This window comes from Halanaerobium saccharolyticum (assembly GCF_004362045.1).
Classification (GTDB): Bacteria; Bacillota; Halanaerobiia; order Halanaerobiales; family Halanaerobiaceae; genus Halanaerobium; species Halanaerobium saccharolyticum_C.
Genome location: NZ_SNWX01000016.1, coordinates 41,199 through 65,143, shown reverse-complemented (window position 1 = coordinate 65,143; position 23,945 = coordinate 41,199). Strand labels below are relative to the sequence as shown.

The window sequence follows — 23,945 nt, the reverse complement described above, 5'->3', positions numbered from 1 at the left end:
AGGGGGAGGGATTCCTGCATTTAATGCAGATTTCTAACCTGACAACCATGATAACTATTAATATTTTTAAAAAAACTATTAGATTTGACGTAACGCTATAATTACAAGGAGGAAGATTATGTTAGCATATACTTTTAGGCGTTTACTGACGATAATTCCAACCTTATTAATAGCTTCAATACTTATCTTCTCATTTATGCACTTAATGCCTGGAGATCCGGCAGCTGTAATGTTGGGGACAAATGCAACTCCAGAACAGGTTGAAAATTTAAGGGAGCAGCTGGGATTGAATGAACCAATTTATATTCAATTTACGAGCTGGTTTGCAGATGCCATTAGAGGTGATCTGGGTAATTCTATATTTTTTCAAAGTCCTGTAATTTCGGTTATTCAAAATAGAGCAGAAACCAGTATTTTTGTTGCCACTTTTTCAATGCTCATAATTTTAATCTTAGGAATTCCAATTGGTGTTATTTCTGCAGTTAAATATAATAGTGTGCTTGATCAGCTGACAATGGGCTTTGCTATGCTGGCAGCTTCGATACCAACCTTCTGGCTGGGTTTAAACTTAATGATTTTATTTTCAGTTAATTTAGATTGGCTGCCTTCATCCGGTTTCCCTTCAGTAATTGAAAGTGGTAATCTTAGTAATTTAAAATACTTGATTTTACCATGTGTAACTCTTGCAGCTCCAAATTCAGCTTTAATAATTCGCCTGACGAGATCAAGTATGCTTGATGTTATGAAAGAAGAGTATGTTAAAACAGCCAGGGCTAAAGGGTTAAAAGAATCAATTGTAATTTTAAAACATATATTTAGAAATGCCATTATCTCTATAGTTTCTGCGCTTGGATTTACTTTTATTGCTCTGCTTTCAGGTACAGTTGTTACTGAAACAGTATTTTCTCTGCCGGGAGTTGGCCGACTTGTTGTTCAGTCAGTGTTAAGAAGAGATTATCCTGTGATTCAGGGGATAATATTTGTGGTAGTAATTTTATATGTATTTATTAACTTATTAACTGATCTTTCTTATGCTTTTTTAGATCCGAGAATAAGTTATGAGTGATTAAGGTGGTGAAAAAATGCGCTTAAGCAAAAGTTTTTTAAAAAAATTATTTAGAAGAAAAATAACAATTATTGGGGCTGTAATTCTATTTATTATTATTTCGATGGCACTGCTTTCCCCTCTGATTGCACCTTATGATCCTATGAAAATAAATCCGATTGACAGACTGCAGAAACCAAATTCTACCCACTGGTTTGGTACAGATAATTTTGGTCGAGATATTTTCAGCAGGATTATTTATGGAGCGAGAATTACTGTGCTCAGCGGTTTTGGAGTTGTTATATTTTCTATAGTTTTTGGTGTAATTTTAGGTTCGCTTTCTGGTTATTTTGACACTCTTGGGATGTTTATCATGAGAATCATAGATGTTGTGATGGCTTTTCCTCCAATTATGCTGGCTCTGGCCTTAGTGGCAATTTTAGGTCAGGGTATAATAAATGTTATTGTTGCTGTAGGTGCGGTTTATTTGACCAGGACAGCTCGAATAACATATGGACTTACCTTAAAAATTAGAAAAGATGCCTTTGTGGAAGCAGCGGTAGCGGAAGGAGCAAGTAATGCAAGAGTTTTATTTATGCATATCATACCAAATTTAATTTCACCTATTATTGTTCAGGCTACTTTCACTTTTGCCTTTGCTCTACTGCAGATGGCGGCACTTGATTTTTTAGGTGTAGGTATTCCACCGCAGATACCAAGCTGGGGAAATATGCTCAGCTCAAGTCAGGACTATATAACTAGAGCACCATGGCTGCTGCTGTTCCCTGGGATATTTATTGTAATTACGGTGCTTTCTTTTAATCTTTTTGGTGATGCTTTAAGAGATAGACTTGATCCGAAGTTTAAAGATGAACTTTAATGGAGATGAATTCAAAATGAAAATTGATCTGCTTATAAAAAATGCTAAGATTATTGATGGTACATCTAATCCCTGGTATTACGGAAGTCTAGCCGTTGAGGGAGATGAAATTGTTGAGGTTATTAGAGATAATGATCCTGAAAATTTGAAGAAATATGAGGCTGCAAAAATAATTGATGCCCAAAATAAATTTTTAAGTCCTGGTTTTATTGATGTACACAGTCATTCTGACTTTGTATTTTTTCTAGATTCTGATGCACAGAGTAAATTGCGTCAGGGAGTTACAACAGAAGTCATAGGTAATTGTGGAATTAGTGGTGCTCCATATAATGAATTGTCAGCTGATCAGGTTAAAAGTTTTACTTATGGATTTGAAGCTGAATGGGAAAGCCCAGAAGAATTTTTAACTGCTTTAGCAGCGGTAGAAAAAACAGTTAATTTAACTCCACTTTTAGGTCATGGGACTCTTCGGGCCTATGTAATGGGAATGGATAACCGCGAAGCCACTTCTGCTGAGTTAAAGAAGATGCAAGAAATTTTAGCTCAAGCTCTGGATTTAGGTTATAGAGGGATGTCAACGGGTTTATATTTTTCTCCGGGCAATTTTGCTGATCAATCAGAATTGATTGCTCTGGCAGAAGTTATAAGTTCTAAAAATGGAGTTCTAACCAGTCATATTCGAGATGAAGGAGTTAAATCTATAGGTTTTATTAATGCTGTTAAGGAAATTATTGAAATTGCTGAAAAGGCTGAAGTTTCTCTGGAAATTTCTCATCTTAAGGCCTTTGGTCCTGATGTCTGGGGAAGTTCCAGAGAAGTTCTAGATTTAATAGAAAAAGCAAGAGAAAGAGGGCTGGAAGTGACAGCGGACCAGTACCCCTATCTTGCTACAGGTGGATTAATGGCCAGTGATGTACTGCCAAATGAATTTTTAAGTAATAAAAGTAATCAAGAAGCAATGACAGAATTGAAACAGGAGAGTGTGCGGGCTGAATTAAGGGATATTGTAGCCTTAAATATTAAAAGAAGAGGTGGGGCAGAAAATCAGATTATTGCTAATTATCCAGCTGATCACAGTCTGGAGGGAATGACTTTAAAAGAGATTGCTGACAGCTGGGATGTAGAGCCGGTAGATGCTTTATTTAAAATGCTGACAGAATACCTGGCAGGTGATTGGATTTCTAGAGCCTTAAATGAAGATGATGTGGTTAATTTTATGCAGTACTATGCATCTATGGTCAGCAGTGATGGAGTTTCTTTATCTAATTCTGGAGTTTTAGCATCTGGTAACCCTCATCCCAGAAATTATGGAAGTTATACTGAAGTTTTAAGTAAATATGTGAGGGATAAAAAAATTCTTAATCTGGAAGAAGCAGTTAGAAAAATGACCTCACTGCCAGCCCAAAAATTTAATCTTAAAAACCGGGGTTTGATTGAACAAAATAAAATTGCTGATCTTGTAATTTTTGATCTAGATCAGATAAAATCACCGACTTTTTCTAACCCAGATTTTTATCCTCAGGGGATTTCAGCTGTAATAGTAAATGGTAAAATTGCTGTTTTAGATAGTGAATACCAGGAGGTTAAGGCTGGTAAATTAATTTTAAGTTAAAGGAGAATGATTATGGTAACTTATAATAAGCTTGGAGTAAAAAAGATTATAAATGCTGCTGGTACCTATACCAAATACAGTGGTTCTTTGATGAAAGAAGAAGTTTTAGATGCTATGAAAAAAGCTTCAAAACAGTTTGTAGACATAGATGAACTGCTCACTAAAAGTGGACAGTATATTGCTGGTCTTTTAGATGTAGAAGCTGCTTTAATAACTGCCGGTGCGGCAGCAGGTCTGGCGCTTTCTACAGCTGCTTGTATTGCTGGTAATAATAAGTATCTTTCTCGGCAGCTTCCTCTAAGTGATGGTCTTAAAAACGAATTTATCGTCATGAAATCACATCGTAATCCCTATGATCAGGCTGTAATTACTGCTGGAGGTAAATTTGTTGAAATTGGAAATGCGATTGAGACTTTTGGCTGGGAGCTGGAAGGTGCTGTTAATGAAAAAACAGCCGGAGTATTTTTCTTTGTCCAGTCAGATATGTTTCGTGCGTCTTTAACTTTAAAAAAGATTATAGAAATTGCTCATCGTCATAATCTACCTGTGATTGTTGATGCTGCAGCTGAACTACCTCCAAAAGAAAATTTAACTAAATTTGTCAACCAGGGTGCAGACATTGTTCTTTTTAGTGGGGGGAAAGACTTAAGAGGACCACAATCTTCAGGATTGATGCTGGGACGCCAGGAGCTTTTAGATAAATGTAGGGCAAATGGTTATCCAAACCATGCTTTAGGTAGACCAATGAAGTTAGACAAGGAAACTATTATGGGATTGACTACAGCTATCGAGCTCTATTTAAATGAAGATCAAAAAGCAAGGATGGAACAGTGGGAGGAGCAGACAGATTTTATGTATGAAAAACTTAAAAATATTGAGGCATTCGAAATAGAGCTTGGATATCCAGATCAGCCTTTAACTCAGCCTGCTTCAATTCCACGCTTGTTTATTGAAGTTGATGAAGAAATTTTAGGCTTTAATAAAGAACAGCTGAGAGATAAATTAGCCCAGGATGAGCCTGTGGTAATTGTAGAAACTGATAAAAACCATCTTTTAATTAATCCACATATGCTTCAGAGGGGAGAAGAAAAAATTATTGTTAAAAAATTTAAAGATATCATAAAGGAGGAATAATTAATGAGTGTTGAAGAAAAAATTAAGGAACTTGGTTTAGAATTACCTGAAGCTCCAGAACCAATAGCTGAATATATACCTGCTAAAAAGGTAAATGACTTAGTTTATGTTTCAGGGCAGGGACCAATTAAAGACGGTGAGTTTATCTATATCGGTAAAGTAGGAGGCAGTGTAAGTTTGGAAGAGGGCTATCAGTGTGCTCAGCAGTGCTGTTTAAATGCTTTAGCAGCAGTCAAATCAGTGGTGGGTTCACTTGATGAAATAGAAGATATAGTTAAACTAAGAGGTTTTGTTAACAGTACAGATGATTTTTTGGAGCAGCCAAAAGTAGTTAATGGAGCTTCGGAATTACTGGTTAAGATTTTCGGTGAAAAAGGGCGCCACGCCAGAGCTGCTCTAGGAACTTCAGTTCTTCCAGATGATATCCCAGTTGAATTAGAAATGATTGTAAAAGTAAAAAAATGATTGAGGTGTAAAAAATGGCTGAAAAGTTGGTAGAAGTTAAAAATTTAAAAACATACTTCTATGTTGAGGAAGGTGTAGTCAAAGCTGTTGATGGGGTAGATTTTGAAATATACCCTGGAGAAACCCTGGGAGTAGTGGGTGAGTCTGGCTGTGGTAAAAGTGTTACCTCATTATCAATTATGAGGCTTGTCGAATCACCTCCCGGCAGAATTGAAGCTGGAGAAATAAACTTTGGCGGTAGAGATTTAACCAAAATTCCTGAAAAAGAAATGAGAAAAATTCGTGGTAATGATATTTCAATGATTTTCCAGGAGCCGATGACTTCTCTAAATCCTGTTTATACTGTAGGAGATCAGATAATGGAAGCGATTATACTTCATAAACAGGTTGATAGAAAAGAAGCAAGACGTCAGGCAATTGATATGCTGACCAAGGTAGGTATTCCTCTACCTGAGCAGCGTGTTGACGAATATCCCCATCAGTTATCTGGAGGTATGAGGCAGCGGGTGATGATCGCTATGGCTTTAAGCTGTGATCCACAGCTTCTGATTGCTGATGAGCCGACTACAGCACTTGATGTAACAATTCAGGCTCAGATCTTAGAGCTGATGAACTCTTTAAAAGAAAGTTATGGCATGTCAATTATGATGATTACTCATGACTTAGGGGTAATTGCTGAAGTTTCAGATAGAGTAGCAGTAATGTATGCTGGTAAGGTAGTAGAATATACAGATGTAAATACACTATTTGAAGATCCAAAACATCCATATACCTGGGGTTTGATGAACTCAATTCCTAAGCTGGATAAGGATGTTGATCGCCTGGAAGCTATTCCAGGAAGTGTACCTTCTCCACTTAACTTTCCAGATGGGTGTAAGTTTAATACCCGCTGTCCTCTGGCAGAAGGCAAATGTTATGATCAGGAGCCACCTTTAGAGGATGCAGACGGAAATCATATGGTTCGCTGCTGGAGATATAAAGATTTAGAGGAGATCAAGAAACGGGGAGAAAGAATTTACGAGGATCGAGGTGTTCAAAAATAATGGCTGAGAACTTATTAGAAGTTAATAATCTAAAAAAATATTTTCCGGTTAAAGCAGGAATATTTAAACGAACAGTAGATTATGTAAAAGCGGTTGATGATATATCCTTTGCAGTAAAAAAAGGAGAAACACTCGGTCTGGTAGGAGAATCAGGTTGTGGTAAGTCAACAACAGGAAGAACAATCCTTCGCCTGCTGGAAGCTACAGCTGGAGAGGTAATATTTGAAGGTAAAAGTGTGATGGACCTAGATAAAAAAGATCTGCGCGCTATCAGGCGCGATATGCAGATTATTTTCCAGGATCCCTATGCCTCACTTAATCCCAGAATGACAGTAGCTGATATTGTAGGTGAACCGCTTATTATTCACAAACTGGTTGAAAATAAGGAAGAAAAAAATGAGAGAGTGAAAGAAATATTAGAAAATGTTGGTATGGGTGAAGAATATATGAACCGCTATCCCCATGAATTTAGTGGAGGACAGCGTCAGCGGATAGGTGTAGCCAGAGCTTTAGCAGTAGATCCCAAGCTAATCATTGCTGATGAGCCGGTATCTGCACTTGATGTATCAGTCCAGGCTCAGGTTATTAATCTGCTGCAGGACTTACAGAAAGAGTTTGGTTTAACCTATCTATTTATTGCCCATGACTTAAGTGTAGTTAAGCACATCAGTGATCGAGTAGCAGTAATGTATCTCGGTAAGATTGTGGAGTTAACAGATAAAAAAGAACTATTTAAGAATCCAATTCATCCCTATACCCAATCACTATTATCTGCTATTCCAGAAGCTGATCCGAGAAAGAAAAAAGATAGAATTATCTTAGAAGGAGATGTACCTTCACCGGTAGATCCTCCATCTGGCTGCAGATTTCATCCCCGCTGTCCAAAAGCTTTTGACCCATGTCCAAAAGTTGAGCCAGAGTTTAAAGAATATGGTGCTGAACATTTTGTGGCCTGTCATTTATTAGATAAGTAAGTTTAAAGAATTGAGCAGGAGGTTAAGATGGCAAAATTAATTAAAAATTTTAAGTTGATAGGATTTCCAAGTCAATTTAAGGATATTAAAGAATTTTATCTGGATGATCAGGGATATATTAGAGATAAAATTGAGACTGAGATGTCTGAATTAAAAGTTTTAGATCTTAAAGATAGTTATCTTTCTCCAGGCTGGATTGATCTTCATACTCATATCTATTATGGAGTTTCAAATCTAGGTTTAAACCCTGATTTGATTGGTCCTAAAACTGGAGTGACAGTTTTAAATGATACCGGAAGTGCCGGTGAAGCTAATTTTTTAGGCTTTAAAAAATATATTATTGAGCCACGTGATTATCCGATTTATTCATTTATCAATCTTGGCTCAACCGGTCTGATAAAATCAAATCAAATAAGTGAGCTAAATAGTTTGAATATGATTGACCTTGATAATTTATATCAGAGAATTGAGGAGAATAGAGATTATATAAAAGGAATTAAGTTAAGAGCAAGTGGAGTCATTCTGCAGGGAATGAATTCAGATATTGTTAAACTGGCAAAGGAGGCTGCTAGAGAAGTATCACTTCCTTTAATGGTTCATGTAGGAGAACCTCTGCCATTATTAGAAGATATTTTGCCTTATTTAGATCCAGGAGATATTGTGACACATGTTTATCACGGTAAGCGCTGGGGAATATACCGCAAGGGAGAATTTTTAAATGAATATAAAGTAGCGATTGAAAAAGGTATAAAGTTTGATGTGGGACATGGAGTAGCAAGTTTTAATTATGATGTTGCCAGAAAGGCTTTTGCCGCTGAATATTTTCCGGATACTATCAGCACTGATCTCCATACTGAGAATATTGATGGTCCTGTCTGGGATTTAAGTTTAACCATGTCTAAATTAAAAGAACTGGGAATGGAGCTGGAACAGGTTATAGAGGCTGTAACAGTTAATGCTGCTGATATTTTAGGAGTAGAAACTTATCAAAATGAATTTTTTGATAAAAAGGCTCGATTTACAGTTTTTAGAGAAGAAGAATGTGAAGTTGAAGTTTTTGATTCAAATAACAACAGTTTATGTCTTCATAATTACTTGAGACCATTAAAAACAATAATTGGTTCAAAAGTTATTGAGGCAGATACTAGATTTGAAATTTAAAAATTTTTAATAGTAATTAGTTTTAATGAATATGATTATATTTTTAATGGTATCAAGATATTCTGTATAAAGCAGGCTACTCTAACAAATCACAATTAACTTACTAATTGAGAGAGCAGCCACTTCATAAAAAAGTTAGCGATTATTTTTATTCAAAATCCAGCACCATACTCTTAACCTTTACACCTTCCACTGACTTTAATTCTGCCTCTAAGGCCTCAACTTCAGTATTTTCTGCTGTTAAATCAAAGATGATCATTCCTTCATCAGCACAGGTACTGCTTTCGTGCATTCCAAGACGGGTTTTAATTAGACAGCCGTGTTCGGTCAATATTTCCTGAACCCTTGGAGCAGCATCAGTTCTTTTGTCAATTAAAATTGCCATGATCATAGAATGTTCCATTATATCACCCCCTATTTAAATTATGTTTATATTTTATTATTTATCTATTAAATTTTATTTTCCTTTAAAATCGACTCAAAAATTAATTAATCGGCTGTATATTTTCAGAATATTAAAAGGATTATTTCAATTAGTATAGAATTATATTAATAACTAGATTAAAAACAATAATTTTCATTTATCAAAAAATTTTGTCAGTGGGGAGGGGATAATTTGAAAAGAATAATTGCTGTTAATTCAAATACTTATCACGATTTTTCTCTTGCAGAAGCAATTAAAGGAATTAAAGCAGCGGGCTTTAATTATATCGAACTTACTGCTACTAAAGGCTGGACAGAACATGTTTTTCCGACGATGTCTTTAAATGAGTTATATGAGATTGAAGATCGGCTGATAGAGGCAGAGCTAATTCCAATTTCTTTAAGCGGCCACACCAACCTGATGGATAATGATCGCCTGGATGATTTTATTGCCAATATTCGGCTGGCCCATTTTTTTGGCTGTAAATATATAATCTCTTCAATTGGAGAAGCTCACCTGGAAGATAAGGCAGAAGCTTCAGATCAGAAGGTTGCAGCAAATATTAAAAATTTAATTCCATATCTGGAAGATTATAATCTTATTTTAGGACTTGAAAACCACGGTAAACACGGAACAGGTAAGCGGCTAATAGAGATTGTTGATCTGATTGATTCTGAACGGGTTGTAATAAATTATGATACGGCAAATGCTATTTTTTATGGAGGAAAGGATCTTGATCTGGCAGCTGACCTGAAAACTGCTGTTGAAAAGGTTGGACATCTTCATCTCAAAGATAAAGCTGGAGCTCAGACTGAATGGAACTTTCCCGCTTTAGGGAAGGGGAATATAAATTTTAAACCACTTTTTGAGATTTTAGAAAAAAATGATAATAATTCACCCTTCAGTATTGAAATTGAGTTTGAAGAAGAGGGACCTTCAGATTTAGAAGAGGTTAATCAGGCAGTAAAGGATTCTTATGATTTTCTGAAAGAGGCAGGTTTTAAAATTTGATTTTTAAGCAGTTTAAATTTAAACAAACGGTCTCTTTGACAATATTATTTGGCTGAAAAAAATTAGTTAAGGGGGGAGCAGATGCAAAAAATTGCGATTGTCGGTGTAGGGGGGATGGGAACAGTACATTTTAATAACTATGCTCAGATTGAAAAGGCAGAAGTCAGAGCAGTTGTCGGACCTTCGGAAGCTGATCGAGAAAAAGCAGCAAAATGGGGAGTTGAAATTTATCCTGATATCAAAGAACTGCTGACTGCTGAAGAAATCGATATAGTCGATATCTGTACTCCAAGCTATCTTCATCTTGAACATGCACTTACAGCTTTGAGTGCAGGCAAAAATGTGATTATTGAGAAACCAATTGCCCTGCACAGAGAAGATGCAGAAAGGATTTTTGCTCTGGCTTCAGAAAATGAGGCTCTGGTTTTTGTGGGTCAGGTGCTGCATTTTACTAAAGAAGTAGAAATTTTAAAAGAAGCTGTAAAAAGCGGTAAATACGGTCGGGTTTTAGATGCCTATTTTACCAGGCTGACTGCAGCTCCTGACTGGTCAGCAGGTGGCTGGCTCTTTGATAAGGAAAAAAGCGGACTGCTACCTTTTGACTTACACATTCATGACCTTGATTTAATTGTCAGCCTTTTTGGCAGTCCTGAAAGCTTCAGCTTTACTGCAGCTGGAAGAAAAGAAAGTCCATTTAAAGAACATTACCGCTTCAGCTATAATTATAAAGATTTTAAAGTGGGGGCAGAGGCGGCCTGGTATCATGCCGGCTATCCTTTTACTGCCCGCTGGCGGGTCTATTTTGAGGAGGGACTTTTAGTTAATGAAGATCAGCTTATTTTTTATCCACCAGAGGGAGAAGCATTAAAATTTGAGACAGAGGCTGAGCCAAAGATTGAAACAGGAATTAACCTGCCGCCAACTGCAATGTTTTATAATGAGCTTTCTCATTTTATTGACTGTGCAGAAAAAGGAATTGCTTCAGATAAAATCACAAAAGAACAGCTGATTAATACAGTTGATATTTTAGAAGAAATAGCTGGTTTAGAAGGGGATGATGTCTAAGAATTAAGGTCTCAGTCCTATGGTATTAGGTAGTCTTGACTTCAACTTTGCTGAGTAATTTGCAGATCATAGTCAACTAAAATTAAGGAGGAAATGATTTATGAAAAAATCTTTAGTGTTTTTAGTTATGCTTTCCCTGCTGTTAACTCTTGTCTTTGCTGGTGGAGTAAGTGCTCAAGATAAGCACAAGATTGGTATTTTAGCTCCTGCAGTTACTCACGGCTGGGTTGCTGCTGTTGCCTATCATGCTGAAGCTCGCTGTGAAGAATTATCTGATAAGATTGAATATCGAATTCAGACCAGCAGTAATGCTTCCGAAATGACTTCACAGCTTGATGATTTGAAAACCTGGGGAGCAGAAGCTGTAGTTGCTTTCCCTCAGTGGACAGGTATGGAAGTTCCAATTAGAATGGCTATTCAGGATGGTATAGAAGTAGTTAATTTTGATATTGAAATTAATGTTGATGGTGTTTATCGAGTAGCTGGTGACAATTATGATATGGGAGTTGAGGGAGCTCACTATATTGCAGATAAAATTGGTAAAGAAGGAACAGTTGTTATCCTTGAAGTACCGACAGCTGGCTCAGTTTCTGAACTTCGCAAAGCAGGATTTCTAGATACTTTAGAAGAAATTGGTGCTGACTATGAGCTGCACACCTATGCAACTCAGTTTACCAGAGCAGCAGGTTTAAGTGATATGTCAGATATTTTAATCAGACATGATCATATTGATGCGGTATATTCTATGGATGATGAAACCTCAATCGGAGTTGTCAAGGCAATCGAAGAAGCCGGTCGGGAAGATATTAAAGTTGTAACTGGTGGTGGAGGTATGCAGGAATATTTTGAGATGATGCCTAAATATGAAGATATCTGGCTGCAGTCTGCCCTATATTCTCCCGCAATGGTTAAAGATGCAGTTGATGTAGCAGTTAAATTATTAGAGGGAGAAAAAGTACCAAAAGAAACCATTATTCCTACAACTATTGTTGACCGCACAAATTACAAACAATTTTTAGATCCTGATTCTCCATATTAAAATTGAAGCAATTAAATATTCCAAGTAGTCAGAGGTTATGGTTTCCATGACCTCTGATTTGAATTGATGGGGTGTGATTTGATGAAAATAGAAATGAAAAATATCTATAAAAGCTTTGGGGCAACTGAAGCTGTAAAAGATGTATCTTTTTCAGTTGCAGGTGGAGAAGTCTGTGCCCTAATCGGTGAAAATGGTGCCGGAAAATCTACTTTAATGAACATTCTGGGGGGAGTGCTGCCGGCTGATAAGGGGAAAATACTAGTTGACGGCCAGCAGGTTGACTTTAACAGGCCGGCTGATTCTTTGAGTGCAGGAATTGCCTTTATTCACCAGGAATTAAATCTGATCAATGACCTTCCTATTTATGAAAATATGTTTCTCGGAAGAGAGTTGAAGAAAAAGGGAGGAATTCTAGATTTAGAAAAGATGGTTGAAAAAACTCAGAATGTTTTTGATGCAATGGAGATTAAGCTAGACCCAAAGACCATGGTTAGAGATCTTGATACCTCATATAAGCAGATTGTTGAGATTTCTCGGGCAATTATGATGGATGCTTCGATTATTATTATGGATGAGCCGACATCCTCACTAACCGATCAGGAAATTGAGCGGGTTTTCGAAATGATGGGAACCTTAAAAAGGCAGAATGTGGGTATTGTTTTTATCTCTCATAAATTAAATGAAGTAATCGAATTCTGTGACCGCTATTCAGTACTTAGAAACGGAGAACTGGTGGCTGAAGGTCTGGTTAAAGATGTTGATGTTGACCAGCTGGCAAAATCAATGGTCGGACATGAACTGAGAACAATATCTCTGCAGATAAAAAAAGAAAAGGGTGCAGAAGTACTGCGGGTGGAAGATTTAAGCTATAATAATGATTTTAAAAACATTTCTTTTTCTGTGCATAAGGGAGAGATTCTTGGAGTTACCGGACTTCTAGGAGACGGCAGACGAGAACTTTTCCAGGCTATATTCGGCAGTGGTCAGATTGAGTCCGGCAGCTTATATTTAAATAATCAAAAGGTTCAGATTAAAAATACTGCAGATGCTCTGCAAAGGGGAATTGGTTATCTGCCTCGAAACCGTAAAGAAAATGGAATTATTAAGGATTTGAATGTTTTTGAAAATGCTTCAATTGTAACCTGGCCTCTATTTGATCATCTGGGAGTTATTGATCAGGAAAAACAGGAGCGAAAATTTGAAGAGCAGGTGAAAAAGCTTAGAATAAAGATGAGAAAAAGAAGTGATCCGATCAACAGCCTCTCTGGTGGGAACCAGCAAAAAATTGTGCTGGCCAAATGGTTGAGTGCAAATCCTGAGATATTTATTCTCGATAATCCCACACAGGGTGTTGATGTTGGAGCAAAAGAAGATATTTATGATATTATTTTGGAGCTGGCTGAAGAGGATATAGCAGTCGTGATTTTATCAAGTGAGGCAAAAGAAATTGTGAGAATTTGTGACCGAGCTCTTGTAATGTATCACGGGGTAATCCAGGGTGAGGTAAAAGATAAAACAATGAATGAACATGAAATTATGCGGCTGGCGACTGGTGCCGGGATGAATTCAGTGCAGGAGGGGGCATAAGATGCAGAAGGATAAAAGTCAAAATACAGAACAGGGTTTTCTACAGTGGTTTTTAAAAAAATGGTCAACTGAACCAATTTTCAGTACCGGGATTGCCTTAATAGTGATGATTGTATTACAGACCTGGAGTCTTGGTTTTGATTATGATTCTTTTGGCAGCTGGTTTTTCACCTGGACTAATAACTGGGTAAATATTCTGCGGAATAATGCAGGGGTTGGTTTAATTGCACTGGGAATGTCCTTTGTAATTATGTCAGCAGGGATTGATCTTTCTGTTGGTTCAACTATGGTTGCCGTTGGAGCAGCTTTAATGATGCTGATTGACAGAGGACCTAATGGTATTTTAATCAATTTAGGAATTGAAGGCATCCCAGCAATTTTGATAGCGATATTACTCTCACTGGTTTTTGGTTATTTTCTCGGAAACTTAAATGGAATATTAATTACCAGAGGTGGAATACCTCCCTTTGTGGTTACTCTGGCAACAATGAAGCTCTACCGCAGTGTGACTCAGCATTTTATGCAGGGCTATAATCCAAGGGTTCCTCTGGAATTTTTACCGATTTCAAATTTTCAAATTGGAAGTTATAGAGTAATGCCTATTATATACTGGCTTTTGATTGCAGCTGGACTCTACTTTATTTCTAAAAGGACTACTTTTGGCCGTCAGATTATTGCGGTTGGCTCAAATGAGCGCTCAGCCAATTTATCAGGAGTTAATGTTAAAAAAGTTAAGCGCCGGGTTTATGCGATTACAGGTCTCTTAGTTTCCTTTGCAGCCATTATCCAGGTTTCTCGAATTGGATCTATGGACTATGCAAATGCCGGCAGTGGTTATGAGATGGAAGCAATTGCGGCTGCAGTTGTTGGTGGAACCAGTATGAGCGGTGGTCGAGGGACTGTATTGGGAACAATTTTGGGTGTATTAATTATTGCAGTAATGAATAATCTGCTCAATTTGCTGGGAGTTCCTCCATTCTTAAGAGAAGCTTTTAAAGGTTTAATTTTAATTGGAGCAGTACTAATGCAGAAAAAGCAGAAAACAGTTTAAATAATTAAAAATTTGAGGAGTGATTTGATGGCTAAATTAAAAGCAGGAATTATCGGCACCGGTTTTGTTGGTGAGGCCCATGTTGAAGCTTTAAGACGGCTCGGTAATGTTGAGGTCAGAGCTGTTGTAGCCAGCAGCCTCGAATCTTCAAAAAAGGCTGCAGAGAAATTAGGAGTTCCCAACTATTATGCTGATTATCAGCAGATGCTGGCAGAAGAAGATTTAGATGTAGTCCACAACTGCACTCCAAATAATCTTCACTTCCCTATTAATAAAGCCTTTATGGAGGCCGGAGTCCATGTTTTTTCCGAAAAACCGCTGGTGATGAATTCTAAAGAGGGCAGAGAGCTTTTGGAAATTCTGGAAGCTGAAGATATTTATGCAGGAGTAAATTATAATTACCGCCACTATCCACTTGTTAAAGAGATGCAGCAGAAAGTGCGGGAGGAAGCCGGCAAACTTTTTCATGTTCGGGGTTATTACCTTCAGGACTGGATGCTTTTTGATACTGATTACAGCTGGAGGGTTGATCCTGAAAAAGGAGGAAAATCAAGAGTTGTGGCTGATATCGGCTCTCATTTCTGTGACCTGCTGCAGTATCTTACCGGCAGGAAAATCACAAGGTTAATTGCCAATACAAAAATTGTTCACCCGGAGCGGAAAAAGCCGCTTTCGAAAATCAAGAGTTTTGCCCAGACTGATCAGGAAGCAGAATACGAAGAATATCAGGTAGAGACTGAAGATTATGCTTCTATACTGTTTGAGCTGGAAGATGGTACAGCCGGTAATTTTACTGTTTCCCAGGTCGATGCCGGCCACAAAAATGATTTATTTATTGAAATCAGCGGCAGCAAAAAAAGCTTAAGCTGGTCACAAGAGCATGCCAACCAGTTATTTATCGGTTATCGTGATCAGGCCAATCAGAATTTAGTTCGCGATCCAGCTCTTTTAAAAGGAAAAGCGGCAGAGCGCTGCTATTACCCGGGCGGCCATATTGAAGGCTGGTCAGAGGGATTAAAAAATTCAATTAAAGATTTTTATGACTGCATTTTAGAAAAAGGAAATCCAGCTGATTATGATTTTGCCACTTTTGCTGATGGGCAGCAGGAAGTTAAGATTACAGAAGCTATTTTAAAAAGCAGTAGGGAAGAAAAATGGGTTGAAATTGAATAACTGTTGAAGTCTAAATTCATATTGAAATATTTGTGTTCCGCAAAAATTTATTGCAAAAACTATAAAATTCAAGGAGTGTGGACTATGGGCCGAAAAGTGACTTTGTTTACCGGACAGTGGGCAGATATGGAGTTTGAAAAATTAGCCCAGACAGTAAGTGAGATCGGTTATGATGGACTGGAAATTGCCTGCTGGGGAGATCATTTAGATGTGCAGAAGGCAGCAGAAGACAGCTCTTATGTAGAAAAAAAGCTGGAAATACTTGATAAATATAATCTTGGGGTCTGGGCTGTCGGCAATCATCTTGCCGGGCAGTGTGTTGGAGCCCGCTATGATCCCCGCCTGGATAATTTTGCTCCCGAAAAATATGCGGGAAAACCTGAGGAAATTAGAAAATGGGCTGTAGAAGAGATGAAGATGACAGCAGTAGCTGCCAGGAATCTGGGAGTGGATACAGTTACCGGTTTTACCGGCTCTCCAATCTGGAAGTTCTTTTATTCCTTCCCCCAGACAACTGAGGAGATGATCGAAGCAGGTTTTGATCAGATAGTTGAACTCTGGAATCCAATTCTCGATGTTTTTAAAGAAAACGGGATCAAATTTGCGCTGGAAGTCCACCCAACCGAAATAGCCTTTGATTATTATACAACCTTAAAACTTTTGGATAAATTTGGCTGGCGCTCTGAATTTGGGATTAACTTTGACCCCAGCCACTTAATCTGGCAGGGGCTGACTCCACATCTCTTTCTGCGCGACTTCAGCGAAAGAATTTATCATGTGCACATGAAGGATGCAGCTGTAAGCTTAAACGGCAGAGAAGGAATTTTGGGTTCTCATCTTCCCTTCGGTGACCGCCACCGGGGCTGGGACTTCCGCTCTCTCGGACATGGAGATATTGATTTTGATGAAATTATAAGGGAATTAAATCAGATGAATTATACCGGCCCACTTTCTGTAGAATGGGAAGACAGCGGTATGGACCGGATTTATGGTGCTAAAGAAGCCTTGAGTTTTGTCCGAGATATAGATTTTAAGCCTTCAGATCTAGCTTTTGATGATTCGATGGAAAAATAGAAGTTTTTAAATCCCTTCTGTTAAATTCAGGAGGGATTTATTTTTAATATTTTTGGTACCAGGTACAAAACGATTGTTTTGTACCTGGTTAAAGTAAAATATTTCACAAATAGAAGAATTAAATAAGATTCATATTATTTTTAGCCTGTTTCCTATTTTAGGAGCAGGTTATTTTTTGATATTAGTGATTATCATGCATAATAATGCTAATTAGCACTTAATTCACAAAATATATTCACATATGTGTATAAATATATCTGAAAATTTCTTGACAAAGCCCATAATTTAGTATTATAATTTAAATACAGTAAAGAAATACACAAAAATATTATCACATATGTTAAAAATATGAACAGAGGTGATTAAAATCGACAGAGAAAGAATGAGAAAATTAAAGAAAGTAGCACATTTATACTATGAAAAGAACATGAATCAAAAAGAAATCGCTAATATAGTTGAGGTTTCCCGCTCTCAAATCTCACGAATGTTAACCGAGGCAAAAAATGAAGGTATAGTTAAGATTACAATTTTGGATACAGTGGATTCCTGTGAACATTTGGAGGAATCTTTAAAAAAATATTTTGGTTTAAAAGATGCAATTGTTGTTCCAACTACCAGTTACATTCCAGATATGATTAGACAGGTTGTCGGTCAGGCAGCAGCAAATTATCTAAACAGTATTATTAAAAGTAATCAAAATATTGGTGTATCCTGGGGAATTTCAGTATATGAGATGATTAAATCAATGAAATCATTAAACTTAGCCGAAACAACAGGAATAGAAGTTGTTCAGTTAATAGGTGGACTTGGTCAGACTTCTACAACTTTGCAATCATTTAGTCTGGTAAATCAACTTTCCAATATTTTAGAAGGACAATCACATTTAATGCATGCACCTGGATTTGTAAGCAATTCAACTTTAGTAGATAATTTAAAAAAAGATAAAGAAATTGGTGGAATATTAGAAAGAGCTAAAAATGTTGATATTGCTTTAATGGGACTTGATGCTTTGTGGAAACATAGATCTTTAGTTCAGGTAGATAATTTGACAGAAGAGGATTTAGATTTGCTTGATAAAAATGGTGCAGTAGGTCAGAGTTGTTTTAGATTTTACGATATAAATGGAGATGTTTGCAGTCAGTCAATTGATGATAGAGTTTTAAGTATCTCATTGAATGATCTTAAAAATATAGAAACAGTAATTGGAGTTGCAACCTCATTAGATACTACAGAAGCTATTTTAGGAGGGTTGAGAAATGGATTTCTTGACGTATTAGTCAGTGATGAAAAAACAGTTGAAGAAATTATTTTTCAACAGGAAGATTTTTTAGAGCAAAATAACTAATTAAAGGAGTAATCTAAATGATCTTTTATAATAAAAAAAATAAATATTTAACTATATTTTTATTTTTGCTCCCCAGTGTACTGGGGCTGATTATTTTCGGAATTTTGCCAATGTTGGGATCTTTAACTCTTAGTTTTTCTGAATGGGATATTATAAGTGGCCCACCAAAACTTATAGGATTAGATAACTTTATAAATATTTTAAAAGGAAACGAGTTCTGGCGAGTTTTAAATAATATATTGTATTACATTATTCTCTATATTCCATTGATTTTAATTTCATCACTTTCTCTAGCTCTTTTATTAAATAATAAATTTAAGGGTATAAAAATTTATAGAACTTTATATTATATTCCAGTAATTACTTCCTGGGTAGCTGGTTCATTAATCTGGAAAATTGTTTTAAATCCTCAATTCGGAGTTTTAAATAATCTTCTTAATTTTATTGGTTTACAGGGGCCTGGCTGGCTTTATGATCAGAGCTGGGCTATGCCGGGGATAGTGCTTGCTAGTATCTGGAAAGATGTTGGTTTTTTTGGTCTAATTTTATTTTCAGGTTTAAGAGGGATTTCACCAACTTATTATGAAGCGGCAGAAATCGATGGAGCTAATAGCTGGCAGAGATTTAAAAGTATAACACTGCCCTTAATATCTCCCACCTTATTATTCGTAATTATAATTTCTTTAATTAATTCTTTTCAACTTTTTCCACAGGTTATGATTATGACTCAGGGAGGTCCAAATGGTGCAACTCAAGTAATGGTGGAAAGAATTTATAAATATGCTTTTCAGTATTATAAAATGGGATATGCTTCAGCTTTTTCCTGGTTATTATTTATTATAGTTTTTGTTGTGACACTCTTACAGATGAAATTGCAGAAAAGGTGGGTTCATTATGAATCATAGTAAACTGAAAAGAGGGATAATTTTTTATAGTTTAGCAACTCTTATAGCAATATTTATGCTTTTACCTTTTTTCTGGATGATCAGTACCTCCCTAAAAAATAGTGGAGCAGTAATGACAATTCCAATCAAGTGGATACCTGAAAATCCAAGTTTAGATGCTTATATAAGAGTTTTCAATATTTTCCCTTTTGCTAGAGCTATCTTTAATAGTGTTTTTGTGGCAGTTGTAACGACCTTGATTACAGTCTTATCAGCAGCAATGGCAGCATATATTTTTGCGAAATTTGAATTTAAGGGTCGTGAAATTTTATTTTCACTTTATCTTGCAACTTTAATGATTCCAAAACAGGTAACCATGATCCCTAATTTTTTGATAATTAGAGAATTTGGATTGTTAAATACATTTACAGGTTTAATGCTTCCGTCCTTATTTAATGCTTTTGCTACATTTATGCTGCGGCAGAACATTAAAACTGTTCCTAATTCTTATATTGAAGCAGCAATTATGGAAGGTTCGTCACAATTTAAAATTTTTAAAGACATAGTTTTACCACTTGTAAAACCAACTCTGGCTACCTTAACAGTAATTACATTTATGGAAGCCTGGAACAGATATCTCTGGCCCTTAATAGTGCTTACAGATAGAAGTAAAATGACGCTTCCTGTTGGTTTAAGCTTATTAAATGGTCAGTATGGAGAACAGTATAATTTATTAATGGCTGGAAGTTTAATTTCAATTATTCCGATGTTGCTGGTTTATATTTTTGCGCAGAAATATTTTGAAAAAGGTTTAAGTGTTGGAGGAATTAAAGGCTAAAGAAATAACTGGAGGTGGAAAAGTAAACTTTTCAGATTTAGTTAAATATTTTAATGATAGTGGCTTAAAAATAATGGATTAATAGGGAGGAAAAAGAATGTTTAAAAGAGTATCTATATTATTAATGGTGAGTATTTTTATAGCTTTACTAGGCTTTAATTCAGGTGTTCTGGCTCAGGAAACTGTGGAAGTAGATTTTATGACTTTTTCTGGTAGCGGTGCAAATTTAGAATACTTAAATCAGATGAAAGATGAATTTGAAAAAGAAAATCCAGATATTGAAATTAATATCATCACAGTTGGATATGAGGACTACTTTGTTAATTTACAGACCAAAATCGCTGGTGGGCTGGCTCCCGATGTTTATGAATTAAATTATGAAAATTTTGTTACCTATGCCAAGAAAAATGTATTAAAAGAATTAGATGATACAATTTCTGCAGCTGAATTTGATGAATCTCAATTAAATGAAAAGGCTTTAAATGCTTTTCAGATAAATGATAATCAGTACGGCTTACCCTTTAGTTTTTCAAATGTAGTTCTGTTTTATAATGAAGAATTATTTGATCAGGCTGGAATTGATTATCCCAGTAGAGACTGGAAATGGGAGGATTCTTTAGCAGCAGCTAAACAAATTAGAAACCTAGGGAGCAATATATTTGGAATTTATCAACCAGTAACTTTTTGGGAATTTTACAAAATGGTTGAACAAAATGGTGGCACAATAATTGATAATGAGAAAAATAAATTTGTTATTAATTCACCGCAAAATATTGAGACTCTAGAATATATGGTAGATAGAGTTCAAGATAGTAATGTAATGCCTACAGAAGCACAACTGTCTGGTATGCAGGACTGGGATCTATTTAAATCTGGACGAGTAGGCATGATTGTAACTGGTATCTGGGCTTTTCCTGACTTTACAGAAAATATTGATTTTGAATGGAATATAGAAGTAGAACCAGGTAACACTCAAAAAGCAACTCACTTTTTTGCTAATGGTTTAGTTATGAATCAAAAAACTGACAAAGTTGATGAAGCCTTTAAGTGGATGAGCTTCTTATCAGCAAGTAAAGAGGCAGCTCAAATTAGAGTTGAAAATAATTGGGAACTTCCTGCTATTACAGATCAGGATATTTTAAAAGAATATATAGAGAAAACACCTCCTGAAAATAGACAAGCAGTATTTGAATCACTTAATTATCTGGTAACTCCTCCGGTTATTGAACAATTTGCTGAGATGGCAGATATAATTAATCAGCAGATTCAGGCAGCAAGAGATGGCTTAAAAACCCCTACAGAAGCTTTAAATAAAGCTCAAGAGCAATTAGAATCAACTATAGAAATTAATTAATAACTAATTTAATAAGTTAATAAGCATAAGAGGTAGTATATCAACAATCTTAATAACTGTTAAAGTTTATATATACTACCTCTTAATAATTTTATAAATTTAGGAGAGATTAACTATGAAAGAATATAATATTAAACATATACCCGAAGGTTTTAATGATCCATATAGGAGTTTTGATTTTGAAAGAATACCTAGAAAGCCTATTAAAGATGATTTTGTAATTGTAAAAGCAGTTATTGAACCAAATAATATACCTGAAAAAGATGTTTTTTTGAATTGGAAATTGAATGGAAAAGAACAGAAAAGCATAAATTCTGAGATCGTAATTGATCATGTGAATGAAAAAAAATATTACAAGTTTGAATTAGGAAGATTTTCTGCTGAAGATAAAATTGAATATAATATTAGTATTAATAATAAACATGTTAATATTAACTCTGATAAATTTGAGTTTATTACTGGAAAAAATTATAAAGTAGATACTATTAAAAAAGTTAATTATAATAAAGAAAATAATTTTTTAGAAGTTGTTTTCTCAGAGATATTAAATATAAACCCCAGAATTTATTTTTATTTTGATAAGGGCAATTTACGCAGTTCTTTTTCTTTAGAGAAAATAAACATTAAAGGAGAAGAAAGATGTGAATTTAATAAAACTAATGATAAATACTCATTAAAAGATAATAGGACTGGAATTATAGTTCAAATTACTAAAGAAGCTTTCAAGATAATTATTAAGAAAAAGAAAGAAGTGTTATTAGAATCAGAGAACGAAATTTTAGCTCCTTTTGAATTAGTTGATTATTTTAATGGTAAGTTTGAGCTAAAAATTAATTTTAAAAATAATGCAGAAGATTTCTTTGGTTTTGGAGAAAGATATAACTGTTTAAATCAAAAAGAATTAGCACCAGATATTTGTGTTTATAACGAATATTTGTATCAGGAAGATAAAACTTATATACCAGTGCCATTTTTCTTTACTTTAAGTGGTTTTGGATTAAATATTAATACTCCAAATTACATTAAATTTTCCTTAAATCAAGGTAATAAAATCTTAAAAATCAAGACCCAGCTGAATAGTAATAGCACGAATCTAGACTTTGACTTATTTACCGGAAATCCTAAATCAATTTTAAAGAAATATCTACAAAAAGTAGGTGGGGCAAAATTGCCGCCTAAATGGGTTTTTGGACCCTGGATGTCAGGTAATAGCTGGAGTAGTCAGGATATCATTACCAAACAGATGGAATTAATGAATAAATTTGAAATTCCTGCAACTGTTATTGTAGCTGAAGCCTGGAGTGATGAATCAACTTTCTATATCTTTAATGAGGCTGAATATAATTTAAAAGATGGAAAAGAAAGTTTTGATTATGATGATTTTGATTTTAGTAAAGAAGGAAAATGGCCTGATCCGAAAGCTATGGTAGAAAATATTCATCAGAATAACTTAAAATTTATTTTATGGCAGATTCCGATTATCAGAAAACCAGAAAATAATAATCAGCAGCACCTAAATGATGAAAAATTTGTGATAGAGAATAATTACTGTGTTTTAAATGAAGATGGGAGTCCTTATAGAATACTTGATGGCTGGTTTAAAGGTAGTCTGCTTTTAGACTTTAATAATCCTAAGGCAGTAAAATGGTGGTTTGAAAAAAGAAATTATTTAATTGATGATCTTGATGTAGATGGTTTTAAAACAGATGGAGGAGAATTTGTTTTTGATGAAAATATAAAATTTGCTGATGGTAAAACTGGTATGGAAATGAGAAATGAATATCCAATTAGCTATATTAAAGCCTATAATGATTTTATAGGAGATGAGAGAATCACCTTTAGTCGAGCGGGTTTTAGTGGTGCTCAAAAATATCCTATTTACTGGGGTGGAGATCAGATCTCAGATTTTGAGACATTAAAAAATATGATTGTTGCCGGGCTATCAATGAATATCTCTGGTAACCCTTTTTGGGGCTGGGATATTGGCGGTTTTTCTGGCGAAATTCCAACAGCAGAATTATTTATCCGCTCAACTCAAATGGCGGTTTTTTGTCCGGTAATGCAGTTTCACTCTGAAAATTATCTTGAAACAGATAACTGGGACCGCAGCCCCTGGAATATTGCGGAAAGAACAGAGAGTGAAGAAGTTTTAAATATTTATAGAGATTATGCAAATTTGAGAATGAATTTAATACCATATATTTACCAGGAAGCAGATAAGGCAGCGAAAAATTATGAGCCAATGATGAGACCTCTTGTCTATGATTATCCTGAAGATAATTATGTAAAAAATATTGAAGATCAGTACTTATTTGGCAGACAATTGTTAATTGCTCCGATAGTAGAAAAAGATTCTCGTCAGAGAGATATATATTTACCAGCAGGTGAGTGGATTGATTTCTGGAACGGAAGAGAATATCAGGGTAATCAGTTAATTAAGCATTTAGCAAATTTAGAGAAAATACCTGTTTTTATAAAGAATAATTCTGTTATTCCACTTAATCTGAATCATGATTTTGAGATTGGTAATTTTATAGGTAATGATTTAGATGAATATGAGAGACTTACTTTCTGGGTCAATGGAAATATAGAAGAATACACATTTGAAGATGATTTAAATAATCAGATTATATTAACTCAATCCGGTAATAAAATAAAGGCGAATTTTAAAGGAGATTTAAAAGAAATATATATAATAGCTAAAGAAGATAGATTTGACAACACTTTAATTTCTAAAACGAAAAATAATAGTGATTTCTTTGTCTATAAAATAACTAATGAGTGAT

21 protein-coding genes are annotated in these 23,945 nt (G+C 35.3%); 20 read left to right on the top strand and 1 reads right to left on the bottom strand.

Going from position 1 to position 23,945, the window contains the following annotated elements:
- Positions 1 to 118 precede the first annotated feature (118 nt).
- Genes DFR79_RS10265 through DFR79_RS10230 form a run of 8 tightly spaced genes read left to right on the top strand, consistent with a single transcriptional unit; the run spans position 119 to position 8,314 of the window.
- Positions 119 to 1,066 (top strand): ABC transporter permease, encoded by a 948-nt coding sequence (locus DFR79_RS10265; RefSeq protein ID WP_133515401.1) that lies wholly within the window; start codon positions 119 to 121, stop codon positions 1,064 to 1,066.
- A 16-nt stretch (positions 1,067 to 1,082) separates the two neighbouring features.
- Complete coding sequence (locus DFR79_RS10260; protein ID WP_133515400.1) at positions 1,083 to 1,925, top strand: ABC transporter permease; 843 nt, start codon at positions 1,083 to 1,085, stop codon at positions 1,923 to 1,925.
- A complete protein-coding gene (locus DFR79_RS10255; protein WP_133515399.1) occupies positions 1,915 to 3,537 on the top strand; it encodes an N-acyl-D-amino-acid deacylase family protein in 1,623 nt (540 codons plus the stop codon). The genes DFR79_RS10260 and DFR79_RS10255 overlap by 11 nt, the downstream gene beginning before the upstream one ends.
- A 12-nt stretch (positions 3,538 to 3,549) precedes the next feature.
- The gene (locus tag DFR79_RS10250) at positions 3,550 to 4,671 is read left to right on the top strand and encodes an aminotransferase class V-fold PLP-dependent enzyme (protein ID WP_166638029.1); all 1,122 of its coding nucleotides are present in this window, start codon (positions 3,550 to 3,552) and stop codon (positions 4,669 to 4,671) included.
- 3 nt (positions 4,672 to 4,674) lie between these two features.
- Positions 4,675 to 5,136 carry a RidA family protein gene (locus DFR79_RS10245; protein WP_133515397.1) on the top strand — a complete coding sequence of 154 codons (462 nt, stop codon included), beginning with the start codon at positions 4,675 to 4,677 and terminating at the stop codon, positions 5,134 to 5,136.
- 14 nt (positions 5,137 to 5,150) lie between these two features.
- Complete coding sequence (locus tag DFR79_RS10240) at positions 5,151 to 6,179, top strand: ABC transporter ATP-binding protein (protein ID WP_133515396.1); 1,029 nt, start codon at positions 5,151 to 5,153, stop codon at positions 6,177 to 6,179.
- Positions 6,179 to 7,153 (top strand): ABC transporter ATP-binding protein, encoded by a 975-nt coding sequence (locus DFR79_RS10235; protein ID WP_133515395.1) that lies wholly within the window; start codon positions 6,179 to 6,181, stop codon positions 7,151 to 7,153. Before DFR79_RS10240 ends, DFR79_RS10235 begins: the two co-directional genes overlap by 1 nt.
- A gap of 27 nt (positions 7,154 to 7,180) precedes the next feature.
- Positions 7,181 to 8,314 carry an amidohydrolase/deacetylase family metallohydrolase gene (locus tag DFR79_RS10230; RefSeq protein ID WP_133515394.1) on the top strand — a complete coding sequence of 378 codons (1,134 nt, stop codon included), beginning with the start codon at positions 7,181 to 7,183 and terminating at the stop codon, positions 8,312 to 8,314.
- A 148-nt stretch (positions 8,315 to 8,462) separates the two neighbouring features.
- Here the strand turns inward: DFR79_RS10230 and DFR79_RS10225 are convergent, their stop codons facing one another.
- Positions 8,463 to 8,717 carry a hypothetical protein gene (locus DFR79_RS10225; protein WP_133515393.1) on the bottom strand — a complete coding sequence of 85 codons (255 nt, stop codon included), beginning with the start codon at positions 8,715 to 8,717 and terminating at the stop codon, positions 8,463 to 8,465.
- A 213-nt stretch (positions 8,718 to 8,930) separates the two neighbouring features.
- On the opposite strand from DFR79_RS10225, the gene DFR79_RS10220 reads away from it, so the two are divergent.
- The 12 genes from DFR79_RS10220 to DFR79_RS10165 all read left to right on the top strand — a co-directional run bounded on the left by DFR79_RS10220 (position 8,931) and on the right by DFR79_RS10165 (position 23,944).
- Complete coding sequence (locus DFR79_RS10220) at positions 8,931 to 9,749, top strand: sugar phosphate isomerase/epimerase family protein (RefSeq protein ID WP_133515392.1); 819 nt, start codon at positions 8,931 to 8,933, stop codon at positions 9,747 to 9,749.
- 81 nt (positions 9,750 to 9,830) lie between these two features.
- Complete coding sequence (locus tag DFR79_RS10215) at positions 9,831 to 10,814, top strand: Gfo/Idh/MocA family protein (RefSeq protein WP_133515391.1); 984 nt, start codon at positions 9,831 to 9,833, stop codon at positions 10,812 to 10,814.
- 100 nt (positions 10,815 to 10,914) lie between these two features.
- On the top strand, positions 10,915 to 11,853 hold the full coding sequence (locus DFR79_RS10210) for an ABC transporter substrate-binding protein (RefSeq protein WP_133515390.1): 939 nt from the start codon (positions 10,915 to 10,917) through the stop codon (positions 11,851 to 11,853).
- 81 nt (positions 11,854 to 11,934) lie between these two features.
- A complete protein-coding gene (locus DFR79_RS10205) occupies positions 11,935 to 13,440 on the top strand; it encodes a sugar ABC transporter ATP-binding protein (protein WP_133515389.1) in 1,506 nt (501 codons plus the stop codon).
- 1 nt (position 13,441) lies between these two features.
- Positions 13,442 to 14,491: an ABC transporter permease gene (locus DFR79_RS10200; RefSeq protein ID WP_133515388.1), complete on the top strand. Its 1,050-nt coding sequence runs from the start codon at positions 13,442 to 13,444 to the stop codon at positions 14,489 to 14,491.
- A 27-nt stretch (positions 14,492 to 14,518) separates the two neighbouring features.
- Positions 14,519 to 15,664, top strand: coding sequence for a Gfo/Idh/MocA family protein (locus tag DFR79_RS10195; RefSeq protein ID WP_133515387.1), 1,146 nt, complete (start codon positions 14,519 to 14,521; stop codon positions 15,662 to 15,664).
- Positions 15,665 to 15,748: 84 nt separating this feature from the next.
- Positions 15,749 to 16,738 carry a sugar phosphate isomerase/epimerase family protein gene (locus DFR79_RS10190; RefSeq protein WP_133515386.1) on the top strand — a complete coding sequence of 330 codons (990 nt, stop codon included), beginning with the start codon at positions 15,749 to 15,751 and terminating at the stop codon, positions 16,736 to 16,738.
- A gap of 382 nt (positions 16,739 to 17,120) precedes the next feature.
- Positions 17,121 to 18,083 carry a sugar-binding transcriptional regulator gene (locus DFR79_RS10185; RefSeq protein ID WP_133515385.1) on the top strand — a complete coding sequence of 321 codons (963 nt, stop codon included), beginning with the start codon at positions 17,121 to 17,123 and terminating at the stop codon, positions 18,081 to 18,083.
- Positions 18,084 to 18,100: 17 nt separating this feature from the next.
- Positions 18,101 to 18,988 (top strand): carbohydrate ABC transporter permease, encoded by an 888-nt coding sequence (locus DFR79_RS10180; protein ID WP_133515384.1) that lies wholly within the window; start codon positions 18,101 to 18,103, stop codon positions 18,986 to 18,988.
- Positions 18,978 to 19,805: a carbohydrate ABC transporter permease gene (locus DFR79_RS10175; RefSeq protein WP_133515383.1), complete on the top strand. Its 828-nt coding sequence runs from the start codon at positions 18,978 to 18,980 to the stop codon at positions 19,803 to 19,805. Before DFR79_RS10180 ends, DFR79_RS10175 begins: the two co-directional genes overlap by 11 nt.
- Positions 19,806 to 19,902: 97 nt before the next feature.
- Entirely contained in the window at positions 19,903 to 21,159 is a 1,257-nt protein-coding gene (locus DFR79_RS10170) for an ABC transporter substrate-binding protein (protein WP_133515382.1), read from the top strand.
- A gap of 115 nt (positions 21,160 to 21,274) precedes the next feature.
- On the top strand, positions 21,275 to 23,944 hold the full coding sequence (locus tag DFR79_RS10165; RefSeq protein WP_133515381.1) for a TIM-barrel domain-containing protein: 2,670 nt from the start codon (positions 21,275 to 21,277) through the stop codon (positions 23,942 to 23,944).
- Position 23,945 lies beyond the last annotated feature (1 nt).